12 protein-coding genes and 5 pseudogenes are annotated in these 10,587 nt (G+C 32.9%); 9 read left to right on the plus strand and 8 right to left on the minus strand.

Annotation, left to right across the window (positions count from 1 at the left end; all coding sequences use genetic code 11):
* Positions 1–94 (minus strand): annotated as a pseudogene (locus ACQRDX_RS08565) (CadD family cadmium resistance transporter); the annotation flags it as partial.
* Between the two features lie 110 nt (positions 95–204).
* Here ACQRDX_RS08565 and ACQRDX_RS08570 point away from each other — a divergent pair.
* Positions 205–318: pseudogene (locus ACQRDX_RS08570) on the plus strand (IS3 family transposase); the annotation flags it as partial.
* A gap of 1,078 nt (positions 319–1,396) precedes the next feature.
* Here the strand turns inward: ACQRDX_RS08570 and ACQRDX_RS08575 are convergent.
* The 4 genes and pseudogenes from ACQRDX_RS08575 to ACQRDX_RS08590 all read right to left on the minus strand — a co-directional run.
* A pseudogene (locus ACQRDX_RS08575) lies at positions 1,397–1,474 on the minus strand (antitoxin); the annotation flags it as partial.
* A 16-nt stretch (positions 1,475–1,490) separates the two neighbouring features.
* Positions 1,491–1,700 (minus strand): peptide-binding protein, encoded by a 210-nt coding sequence (locus ACQRDX_RS08580; RefSeq protein ID WP_000527318.1) that lies wholly within the window; start codon positions 1,698–1,700, stop codon positions 1,491–1,493.
* 98 nt (positions 1,701–1,798) lie between these two features.
* A complete protein-coding gene (locus ACQRDX_RS08585; protein WP_427896417.1) occupies positions 1,799–2,695 on the minus strand; it encodes a ParA family protein in 897 nt (298 codons plus the stop codon).
* Between the two features lie 102 nt (positions 2,696–2,797).
* Positions 2,798–3,010, minus strand: a pseudogene (locus ACQRDX_RS08590) (topoisomerase C-terminal repeat-containing protein); the annotation flags it as partial.
* Between the two features lie 141 nt (positions 3,011–3,151).
* Here ACQRDX_RS08590 and ACQRDX_RS08595 point away from each other — a divergent pair.
* The 4 genes from ACQRDX_RS08595 to ACQRDX_RS08610 are packed head-to-tail and all read left to right on the plus strand — an operon-like array spanning position 3,152 to position 4,621.
* A complete protein-coding gene (locus tag ACQRDX_RS08595; protein WP_427896419.1) occupies positions 3,152–3,523 on the plus strand; it encodes a hypothetical protein in 372 nt (123 codons plus the stop codon).
* Positions 3,520–3,699 (plus strand): plasmid recombination protein, encoded by a 180-nt coding sequence (locus tag ACQRDX_RS08600; protein WP_427896436.1) that lies wholly within the window; start codon positions 3,520–3,522, stop codon positions 3,697–3,699. Before ACQRDX_RS08595 ends, ACQRDX_RS08600 begins: the two co-directional genes overlap by 4 nt.
* A gap of 30 nt (positions 3,700–3,729) precedes the next feature.
* Positions 3,730–4,428 (plus strand): hypothetical protein, encoded by a 699-nt coding sequence (locus ACQRDX_RS08605; protein WP_427896421.1) that lies wholly within the window; start codon positions 3,730–3,732, stop codon positions 4,426–4,428.
* Positions 4,409–4,621 (plus strand): hypothetical protein, encoded by a 213-nt coding sequence (locus ACQRDX_RS08610; RefSeq protein ID WP_427896423.1) that lies wholly within the window; start codon positions 4,409–4,411, stop codon positions 4,619–4,621. Before ACQRDX_RS08605 ends, ACQRDX_RS08610 begins: the two co-directional genes overlap by 20 nt.
* A 320-nt stretch (positions 4,622–4,941) precedes the next feature.
* Here the strand turns inward: ACQRDX_RS08610 and rlmD are convergent.
* Positions 4,942–6,291: pseudogene (gene rlmD, locus ACQRDX_RS08615) on the minus strand (23S rRNA (uracil(1939)-C(5))-methyltransferase RlmD); the annotation flags it as partial.
* A 266-nt stretch (positions 6,292–6,557) separates the two neighbouring features.
* Here rlmD and ACQRDX_RS08620 point away from each other — a divergent pair.
* The 3 genes from ACQRDX_RS08620 to ACQRDX_RS08630 all read left to right on the plus strand — a co-directional run bounded on the left by ACQRDX_RS08620 (position 6,558) and on the right by ACQRDX_RS08630 (position 8,514).
* Positions 6,558–6,770, plus strand: a complete 213-nt coding sequence (locus ACQRDX_RS08620) for a KTSC domain-containing protein (protein WP_427896424.1) — start codon at positions 6,558–6,560, stop codon at positions 6,768–6,770.
* A gap of 48 nt (positions 6,771–6,818) precedes the next feature.
* Positions 6,819–7,595, plus strand: a complete 777-nt coding sequence (gene recX, locus ACQRDX_RS08625; RefSeq protein ID WP_427896426.1) for a recombination regulator RecX — start codon at positions 6,819–6,821, stop codon at positions 7,593–7,595.
* A gap of 391 nt (positions 7,596–7,986) precedes the next feature.
* Positions 7,987–8,514, plus strand: a complete 528-nt coding sequence (locus ACQRDX_RS08630; protein WP_427896428.1) for a hypothetical protein — start codon at positions 7,987–7,989, stop codon at positions 8,512–8,514.
* Positions 8,515–9,342: 828 nt separating this feature from the next.
* Here the strand turns inward: ACQRDX_RS08630 and ACQRDX_RS08635 are convergent.
* Positions 9,343–9,471 carry a hypothetical protein gene (locus ACQRDX_RS08635; RefSeq protein WP_427896430.1) on the minus strand — a complete coding sequence of 43 codons (129 nt, stop codon included), beginning with the start codon at positions 9,469–9,471 and terminating at the stop codon, positions 9,343–9,345.
* 146 nt (positions 9,472–9,617) lie between these two features.
* On the opposite strand from ACQRDX_RS08635, the gene ntdP reads away from it, so the two are divergent.
* Positions 9,618–10,151, plus strand: coding sequence for a nucleoside tri-diphosphate phosphatase (gene ntdP / locus ACQRDX_RS08640; RefSeq protein ID WP_427896432.1), 534 nt, complete (start codon positions 9,618–9,620; stop codon positions 10,149–10,151).
* 145 nt (positions 10,152–10,296) lie between these two features.
* Here the strand turns inward: ntdP and ACQRDX_RS08645 are convergent.
* The coding region (locus ACQRDX_RS08645; RefSeq protein WP_427896434.1) for a hypothetical protein at positions 10,297–10,587 on the minus strand (291 nt) is incomplete at its 5' end.

The following is a 10,587-nucleotide window of genomic DNA, read 5'->3' on the forward strand; positions in this document are numbered from 1 at the left end:
TTTTTCTTTTGGCAAAAAATAACATTAGGATAATAAGTAAGTCTACGGCTGTCCCAGAATACAGGATTATTGAAGTAACAATATTTTGAATCATAAAACACCTCATTCAAATATATTTTTGAATGTATTCTAACATTAAACTTTATAGATGTCAACTTAAAATCCACCAATTAATAATTGCATGTCAATATTTGTATTGTGTAGTTTCAGAAATATATTGTAATTCAAATTGTAGAAAATTACATCAAATATTATAATGAAAAAAGAATCCAACAAAAATTGGACTACCTGTCTCCGGTTGAATACCGGAGACGGTAGCCCTAGGGTGTTTTTATTAAATTCTCACTTTTTTGGGGTCAGTCCCACGACCGTTGATTGAGTTTAAAACTATTTCGATTTATGAGCCATTGGAAATCTCGTATGATGAATATATGTCTAATTGCAAACATTAACTAGAGTAATAGCCTAGTTAATAAGCATGGGAGGGAGTTATAAGATCTCTCTTTTTTGTCTGCGCTGTTCGCGGACAAATCGCACGTTGATTCGTGCGACGGGCGAAGACCATTTTTTGCTGATAATTTTAGCGCAGCTGAAATTATCAGCAAAAGATGGGCAAGCAAAAATTGCGTGAAGCAATTTTTTCGGTGCGTAGTTCGCGCCGATTTTTTCGAGGCCACTTTTGTGGGCCGAAAAAGCAGTGAATTTTTTGAACCGTGAGGGTCAAAAAAGGGGTGCAACCCATAGCCCTCGGCAGAGCGTTTGTAGTTTTGATGAACCGTAGGGTTGTCAAAACTACAAAAACGTTACTTTTTGACAAAAAGTAACAAAAACCTCTGTTACTTGCTTCTCAAATTTTTTTAATGAAAATCATTGAGTCTAATTTATTTGGCGAGGAATAGCGGAGCGCCTCGCCGTTGCTCGCTATTCGAGTAATCATAACACAAAATTTTAAGATATTGATAATTTAGAAATTAAGATACCAATCTTAAATAATCACTTTTCTACAAAAATAATGGGGTCATTTATCTATCCATTTTTTAAGTCATAATGGGTAACTTTATAAAACCATTATCTGTTAAAGAATGGATTACTTTATTGGTCCGCTATTTTTGAAAATATGGGCTTCTTTAATTAGTCCATTAATTTAGAGAATATGGACTAGTTTATTCAGCCATATATTATACAATTATGGACTACTTTACTTGGCCTTTTATTTTACAAACATGGATTACTTTATTAGCCAATGTTTTTCAATCATGGAGTAATTTATGAATCCATTATTACAGCCAAAATGGTCAACTATACAAAACCATTAATCGCTTAAATATGGATTACTTAAATAGTCAATACATTTTTCTATAATGGACTCGTTAAGGTGTCAATTTCATTCTAATAGTAAGAGATTGGTCTCCATGCTTGCCGATAATTCGTTAATGATCTCTATTTCAAATGTTTTTTCATACGTAACTGCCATTTCATTTTCACTCCTTTTAAAGTTTGTCAGGTAAATATTTCCGTATATATTCTTCTAAGGCTTGATCCATAACTTCTTTTACGTTTCCGCCATTCTTTGCTGTTTCGATTTTTATGATATGGTGCAAGTCGGCACGAACACGAACCGTCTTATCCCCCATTATATCTTTTTTTGCGCTGATTGGCGTATCATTTCGTTTTGCTTTTTGTGCGCCTAAATTTCCCACGATCGCTCACTTCTTTCTATTTCTTCTTACTATTTATTTTATCATCACCTATCACAAATCACAAGTGATTTGTGATTAATCACTTGTGATTTGTGATTCTATTCTTTTTCATTTTCTAATTGAATGATTCGCTCAATCATTTCAAAAAATACGTTCTCATACATAGACAAAACTTTTTTGTCATAGCCTTTGTGTTCTGTAATGCCGTTTTTAGACCAGGTACTTACTTTATTACTTCGCTTGATAATATTTTGGAAAACCAAGTTATCTTCTTTATGTTGCTTGTACAGTTCTTCCAGGTTTGATTTTATCGTTGTGCTGTCCGTATCAACTAAATAAGGAACAAAACCGATCATATCTAGTCCAGGGTTAAACTGTTCTTGTAAATCAATCAAATAGGAAATATAGTTTTGAATGTTGTTTGTACTTTCTTCTTCTGCTTGTAAAGGGATCATGACGTAATCACTTGCCACGATTGCATTATTTGTATAAACGCTTGGCGTTGGTACAGTATCAATAATAATGAGATCATAGTCACTTTTTAAAGGTGCTAAAAGAGTAGCAAGCAATCTACTTTCATTTTCAAAAGTCCATGAGCGAGTTAATTTTGGCAGTAACATCAAATCAAACGTGCCAGGGATCAAGTCTAAATTATCAGTCAAATGAACAATAGAAGAAGCCAAGTTTCCATTTTTCAGTCCTTCATAAAAATTAACACGTGGCAATTCTACCTTAAATGTTTTTGCTAAGTCTTTTGTCAATGTTGCTTGTAAGTCCTTATCGATCATTAAAACTTTTAAATTAAATTTGTCTGTCAAGTAAGCAAACATAGTCGATAATTTTGACTTTCCAACACCACCTTTAAAATAATTGTTTAAGATAACAATCGCTTCATTTTTACTGTTTAAAATACGTCTTAATTCTTCAAGTATTTTGAGTTCTTCCTTCTCCATAACTACGCCCCATTCTTTTTTTGTATAGTAATATTGTATCATTAGGAATCACAAATCACAAGTGATTTGTGATTAATCACTTGTGATTTGTGATAAGTGATTTGTGATTAATATATAAAAGCCCTCTTTAAAGGGCTTTTATGCTTATTTTGAAAAAGAGATAAAATCAATATATCCCTTTTCTCCGATTTTTACAACGGCATTGTAGGACTTTCTATCTTTCGTTTTGATTCCTTTTACCAGGGTTTCTTTTCCCTCTAGTAATTCTTTTACATTTGTTTTGGTGAGTTTTTTCTTTCTAAAATGTTCAGCTAAAGTAAACTTACATTCAGGATAATTTGAACAACCATAAAACGATAGATTTCAGTCCTAAAGAATAAAACATCAGTAATTAATTACTTGGTTCAGGGATAGTTCCCAATAAATTCATTCTCAAATTTTTAAAATGAGTTTTTAAGGCATACTGTATTAAAGAAAAATTTTTAAGGAGTATACGTGATGCCAAAATTAACTATTTCATTTAAAACAAATCCGAGAATGACAAACATTCGACATAATAATAGAGATTTAACAGAAAAAGAATGGAAGAGCCCAGAACATTCACATATTCTTAGAGATAAAAGTCATCAAAATATTGTAGTTAAACAATTAGATATTCGAGAGCTATATGAAAAGGAATTTGGACCTTCTTTGCAGGAATACAATGAAAAGCAGATAAGAAATGATCGAAAAATCAAGGATTATTATAAACATGTTGGTAAACTTGATACCTTAGATCAACAAAGAGAGTTTATCATTGGTATTGGATCAAAAGCGGATTGGGATGAATTACCAGAAGGATATAAACTCAACATAGGGATATATATATAGCTAAATATGCACAAGATTTCGAAAAACGTCATCCACATTTCCGTGTTTATAATGCAGTAGTGCATTGGGATGGAAAAGGTGCTCCGCATTTACATTTAAATGTAGTTCCTGTCGCAACTGGTTACAAAAATGGTCTTTCAAAACAACCAAGCTTTTCAAAAGCATTGAAGCAATAGGGATTTACAGAAAAAGGAAAATTTCAACTTATGGCTTTTCGCAACAACGAAATTAAAGTCCTTGAGACAATGTTGAAAGAAATGGCAGTCGAACGTAAAAAAGTAGGTACGAACAAGATTAAAGACATGCGTGAATATAAAGAAATGATGGCTGAACTTGAGGAGGAAAAAGGAAAGAAACTGAATGAGATTAAAGCTGAAATCACTTCTGAGGTCTCAAAAGTAGAAAAAGAATTTGCAAAAAAGAAAGAGAAGTTGAATACACTTGAAAAAGAGATTGATAGAAAAACACAATCAATTGAACAATATGATAATGTCATCCATTCAAAGCAAGAGTCTGTTAATAAGTTAGATGAAAAGTTTGAAGCTAAAGCTGATAAACTAGAATTACTATTAGCTCAAGAAAAAGCTATAAATGCTATCAACGAACAATTATTAAAGGATATTGGAATTAAAGAGGATAAGAATTACCTATTTACCAAGGACTTTAAAGTAGAGGAACGTGGACTAATTGGAAAAAAAGAAAAATTCGCTGTTGTACCTTTAAAAATTTTTGAAAAAATGTTATACCAAGTAAATACCAAACCTATGAAACAAATTTTAGACGATTTTATTGATAAAGTCTTAAATAATAGTATTGTCAAAGGATTAAAACAAAAAATTAGCCAATTAACTGGTGAATTGAAAAGAGCTAGAGTACAACTTCAACATGAGAGGTCAGTACGCTGAACAAAAAGAAGCGGAGAAAAAAATGGATTCGCTATTGAAGGAAGTGCAGCCTGCAATGAACCTATACGAAGATTTTCAAAACTATCTCACTGAAAATGATAAGAAAAAAGTATTTGAACGCATCGAAAAACACAAAAAATTACACCAAAAACAAATAAGTAAAAATCGCAATACAAATGATTATGAACGTTAAAAAGTGCAGATCAATTCTGCACTTTTTAATTTATTTAATTACTCAATCATTCCAAACCAAGTTAACGCATCGATGATAGCTTGTTCTTTTTTGGGTGGACAATTTGGAACTCTTTGATTTTCTTTCTTAGAGTGATTATAGTTCTCTCGCTCGATTATCCCAAGTTTCCTTTTTACTTGTGCAATGTTAAGGGTAGATACTTTTAATTCAAATTTTCTAAAGACATAATCTTTGATTTCTGAATAAGTGGCATCCTTCTTGACAGAAATATCTTTGAGATCTTCTTCATTGATTTCAAGATCAATATGATGGTTGATATCTCGTTTGGACAATTTCACAACCGCCTCGGTTCGTGCAGTGTGCGGAAACATATCTACTGATTGGATATAGACTACCTCATAAATCCCCACAAGTTTCACTAAATCTCTTGCCAGTGTTGACACATTACAAGACACATAGACCATCTTTTCAGGTTGATATTTTAAAATAGTTTCTAACAACTTTTCATCTAAGCCTGTGCGAGGGGGATCAACCACTAAAGCTGAGGCACGATATCCTTCTCTATACCACTTAGGAATAAGCTCCTCTGCTAAACCTGCTTCATAATAAGTATTTTGAAAGCCCATACTAGCCGCATTTCGCTTCGCATCTGCGATAGCTTCTGGAATAATATCCATCCCTCTCACAGACCTCACTGTATTGGCAAAAGCAAATCCAATTGTCCCCACACCACAATAAGCATCAATTAAATCATCTTCTGCCGTCACATCAAGTGCCTTGACAGCTTCACCATATAAAATCTGTGTCTGTTTAGGATTAAGCTGATAGAAAGCCCTAGGAGATAATGCAAAGCTATAATCTAAAACCTCTTCAAAAATAGCATCATCCCCCCAAATAATCTCCGTCTCTACACCATAGATTTCACTCGTCTTACTACGATTATAATTAACCGCAATAGTTTTAATATCGGAAAATGCCTCAGTAAGCTCCTTGATTAAAGGCCCTAAACGAACCTCCTTACTCGTAACAAAGATTAATTGAATCTGTCCACTTGCTTGAGCTTTTCTGACCATTACCGTCCGAATCCCTTGAATTTTCCGTTCATTATAAATTGGAATTTGATACTTATCCAATAAGTTAACGACGGCATTAATGATAGCTTGGGTATCTTGATCCTGTACTAAACAGTCCCTAATCTCTACTAAACGATGTGAGCCTTCTGCAAACAGACCTGCTTTAAGGGATTGTCCAAATTGTCGAATTTGAAACTGCAATTTAGCACGATAATGCACTGGTTTTTCCATCCCAAGTGTAGGTTTTAAATGAAAACTCTCATACCCTTCTGGCTTAAATTTCTTTAATGCTTGCGCTAAAACATCTGTCTTAAACTCTAATTGTTTATCATATCGCAGATGCATCAATTGACAACCGCCACACTTCTCATAAATGGAGCAAGCAGGATCTACTCGAAAAGGAGAGACTTTGTTAATTTTTAGTAACCTAGCCTCAACAAAATTGCGTTTTACTGCTGTGACTTGACAAAAAACCTCCTCACCTTTTAAAGCACCTGGCACAAAAACCAAGGTTTTCTTATAAAAACCAATCCCCTCACCATTGATTCCCATCCGCTTTATTTTCAAAGGAATACGTTGCTTGAGCTTTAATATCATCTTATTAACCTTCTTAAAAAATTTTCTTCTTACTTATTCTACCACAAAAGTTTGGACATGTATTTCCTACCCTTCTCTAGAAAATGATTTAGTCGATTCCATATATTTTCATAGAATAAGGACTCCTATTTTTCATTTTAAACAAAACATTACACATACCATTAAAAATCTTGATATAATCTTGTAAAACCTCCCTATCGACATATCAAAGTACAATGAGAGGTCAATCTTTCTTATATCATCAAACTACTAGTAGGAGAGCTCCAATGCAAAGAAAACATGTAACGGCCCGTATGATCAAATCAATTGGTTGGGAAAATAAGGTTTTAGAAGTAGAATACCACTCTGGCTTAATTCACCAGTATCATGATGTTTCTGAAGAAGAATACATCCGTGCCACTACAGGATCAATTGATAAAAAGATTAGGCTCATCGGAAAATCACATCCATTCACGAAAGTAAAAGGCCATAACCTTTAAAAATAACAAAAAAACAGTTAAAAGTAGAAATTTGCTATAATAAATACTATGAAAATCACAAAAATTGAAAAGAAAAAACATCTCTACTTATTAGAAATTGATCATACTGATCATCTCTATGTCACAGAAGACACCATTGTGCACTTCATGTTAACCAAACAAATGGAGCTCGACCAATCCACACTTGATCAGATTAAAGACTTCGCCCAATTTTCACACGGAAAAAATCGAGCCATTTACTATCTGTCCTTCAAACAAAGAAGCAAGAAAGAAATTCAAGATTACCTCAAAAAACAAGGGATTGAAACACAATATATCCCTAGAATTATCACTGTTTTGGAAAAAGAAAATTGGATTAACGACTTACGTTACGCAGAAAATTACCTCAGTCAGAATCTCCATAATGGTAATAAAGGGCCCTACATTCTTTCTCAAAAACTCAAAGAAAAAGGCATTGACACAGATATCATCACTTCTTTATTAAAAGATTATGACAGCAGTCAGCTGAGTTATCAATTAGCTGAAAAAAGCTTACGCAAATACCAAGATAAGCTTCCTTACAAAGCACTAAAAGATAAAATCATTCAACAACTCTTAGCAAAAGGATTCAGCCTTTCAGAAAGCAAAGCTGCCGTCCAAAACTTAGAAATCCAAGAAGATGACGAATTAGAAGAGGAATTAATTTATAAAGATCTAGATAAAGTCTATCGAAAATTAAGCCGTCGCTACGATGGATATGACTTACAACAACGCATTCTACAAAATCTTTCTAGAAAAGGATATGATTTCTCAAAGATCAAACAAGCTCTAAAAGAATATTTATAGCATTCTTCAGAATGGCTATTTAATTTTCACATCATTAACAAGGTACAAGACGCTATTTCGATAAGTCTTAACAACCTAGTGGTGCGTCTCTAGGCTATATAGCAAGTAGCGAAGCTTTTATGATATACTAATCATGAGAAGATTTCTTTTTGATGAGTGGTACTACTCTTATCATATCAAGGAATCTTCTTTTTATTTTAAAACGCTCATATCCACTGTAATCTTACCGCCCCCCTTTAAAAGAGTGAGAGTGGCAAGACCTGTTTTTCAGACTGTAAGAAAAGGTATTAGACGAGTAGCACCTGTTATTAGAAAAGTGAATAGACCTATCAAGAAATCAAGTAAAGACGTCGGAGATAATCAATAAAAAATGCCTTTTATCAAAAGAATAATGATCACAATTGTTGTAATAGCCATTGGCTCTATTACCAGATTCCTTTATATTGACCATAATTTTTCCACCTACTTCATCTATTATGCCAAGCATATCCCCCACGAAAAAGGTGCTAATCCTGAAATGGTATTTATTTTAGACTATCTAGACTATCTAGGAGAATCCTCTATCAAAGGTTTAAGATACGATACAGATGGTCATAACTCAATTATCAAGGATAGTTCATATGTATTAATGCAAACTTATGATAATGATAATATGAGCTATGGAGTAGGATTTTTAAAAGAATATAATATCGAAAACTATCATTTCTATTACTTTACAAAAAGTGGTAAATTTTATAGATACTCTTATCAAAAATCTGATACCAAGAAAGACATTTATGACAAGAGTGCTGTCAGACAAAAAGAGGCACAGAGCTATGTGGATGAGGTGATCAATCCCATTGTTGAAAAGATGGAGACAAAACCAAGCGTGAACTTACAATGGCTGTTCAATAAGATCTATCAAAAACGATTTGAATAGAAAACTATCATCATGATATTAAGAAAATGGTCTATCCTCCTTGTCACCTTAATAGCACTATGGAGCTGGCATACTATCAGTTTTAACCTTAGTAGATACTCTGGATACTATACCCAATGCCTCCCACATAAAAAAGGAACAAATCCAGAATGGATTTGTTCCCTTAAGGAGCTTTATTATCTCAAAAAACCTCATCATTCAGAATTAATGTATGATTATAATGGAGATTTTTTTATTTCTAATTATCAAGAACCGACGACAATGTCTTCCTATTCAATACTGGTTTAACGACTTATGAATTTGATAATAAGGGACAATTTAAAATAAAAAAATTAGTAATCGATCAACCAATAAAGTTCAATATAGTAAATGATTTAAAAGCTAATAAGAAGCTAATACTTATGTCGAACATGCCGTCAGACCTATCCTTGAGCTACAAACTAAACCAGAGCATAATCTACAGTTGTTATTTAATCTGCTTTATCAAGGGAAGTTTCACTAGAGAGTCATTCGTTTAGATAATAGATATTATGACTTGAGGAGTTCATAGTGATTCCCCTCATTTAATCTAAACCGTCTGCGAGACTTACTGGGCTCAGTTCATACCTATTCTACTAAATGATCTATCAAGAGTATCAAATCTAACTAAAAAATTTATCACAAGGTGTCTGCAGATTGCGGGCATCTTTTTAAGATAAGAAAAAATGGTTTAATTTGATGGGATTTAACAGACTACTTTCAAAAATTCTACTTATATGGAGATGATGTGATAGTCGAAACAACTTCAGATGGAGATAAGAACAGTCTTTCAGAGAATCTTTAATACTATCAAACCACTTGTTCCAGCACATGGGAGAAGTTTTTGAAAAACTTGTCAACATTGACAGATCTAACAGCATGGTAACGTGTTTCTAGAGTATGTGACAAGATACGAAACTTTGATGATATACTAATCATGAGAAGATTCCTTTTTGATTTCTAGGAGTCTCATGTTTATGGTAAGATTACAAATATTTATAGCTACTTTCAACAAAAAGGATGATATTTTTATTGAAATATGCTATACTGAAACAGATAAACGTCTTTTTAGAAAGTAGATACACATGAAATTACCTAAGGAAGGCGACTTTATTACAATTCAAAGCTATAAACATGATGGCACACTCCATCGTACTTGGCGTGATACCATGGTACTAAAAACTACAGAAAACGCTGTAATAGGAGTAAATGACCATACTTTAGTCACTGAAAGTGATGGCAGACGCTGGGTTACCAGAGAGCCCGCTATTGTCTATTTTCATAAAAAATATTGGTTTAACATCATTGCAATGATTCGAGATAATGGTGTTTCCTACTATTGCAACATAGCAAGTCCTCACATTATAGATCAAGAAGCACTAAAATACATCGATTACGATCTAGATGTTAAAGTTTTTGCCGATGGCGAAAAGAAACTTCTTGATGTTGACGAGTATGAGCTTCATAAAAAAAAGATGGGATACCCTACAGAAATTGACTATATTTTAAAAGAACATGTTAAAATTTTAGTTGATTGGATCAATAAAGGTAAAGGACCATTCTCAGAATCCTATGTCTCAATTTGGTATAAACGTTATCTTGAATTGAAAAAACGATAAAGTTGTCACGATTACATCCCTTTTTTATCATAAATCAAAACACAACTATATAAAGAGAAATCAACCTTCTTTTTATAGTAAAAAATTCCCCTAGGAAAGAACTCTAGGGCATATAATACAAAAGGATAATTTTTATATATAAAAATTATCCTTTTGTCCATTGCATCCAGACCGCAAAAATCTTTTCTTCTTTATATCTAGGCTCCATAATGGTGGATTTACCACTATAAAAAAGATTATGGAGCCTTTTTGAGTATAAATTAGAGTTAGAGTAAATCACATAAAATACAACAAGCGTCATTGAAGTTACTTTTAATTCAACCCTAAAGCGACTATCACTGAAACTCCTCTTATTCAAAAAAACACCAACTAAACTTAATAATAAACTAATTTTATAGGATAAACAAAAAAGAAGACCTTTAAGTCTTCTTTTCAC

This window comes from Streptococcus sp. SGI.013 (assembly GCF_050315295.1).
Classification (GTDB): domain Bacteria; phylum Bacillota; class Bacilli; order Lactobacillales; family Streptococcaceae; genus Streptococcus; species Streptococcus porcorum.

What these genes read in the sequence shown, in the direction of transcription:
- ACQRDX_RS08585 (WP_427896417.1), bottom strand. Translation starts at nt 2,695, where the DNA reads ATGATACAATATTACTATACAAAAAAAGAATGGGGCGTAGTTATGGAG.
- ACQRDX_RS08595 (WP_427896419.1), top strand. Translation starts at nt 3,152, where the DNA reads ATGCCAAAATTAACTATTTCATTTAAAACAAATCCGAGAATGACAAAC.
- ACQRDX_RS08605 (WP_427896421.1), top strand. Translation starts at nt 3,730, where the DNA reads ATGGCTTTTCGCAACAACGAAATTAAAGTCCTTGAGACAATGTTGAAA.
- ACQRDX_RS08610 (WP_427896423.1), top strand. Translation starts at nt 4,409, where the DNA reads ATGAGAGGTCAGTACGCTGAACAAAAAGAAGCGGAGAAAAAAATGGAT.
- ACQRDX_RS08620 (WP_427896424.1), top strand. Translation starts at nt 6,558, where the DNA reads ATGCAAAGAAAACATGTAACGGCCCGTATGATCAAATCAATTGGTTGG.
- recX (WP_427896426.1), top strand. Translation starts at nt 6,819, where the DNA reads ATGAAAATCACAAAAATTGAAAAGAAAAAACATCTCTACTTATTAGAA.
- ACQRDX_RS08630 (WP_427896428.1), top strand. Translation starts at nt 7,987, where the DNA reads ATGATCACAATTGTTGTAATAGCCATTGGCTCTATTACCAGATTCCTT.
- ACQRDX_RS08635 (WP_427896430.1), bottom strand. Translation starts at nt 9,471, where the DNA reads ATGATTAGTATATCATCAAAGTTTCGTATCTTGTCACATACTCTAGAA.
- ntdP (WP_427896432.1), top strand. Translation starts at nt 9,618, where the DNA reads ATGAAATTACCTAAGGAAGGCGACTTTATTACAATTCAAAGCTATAAA.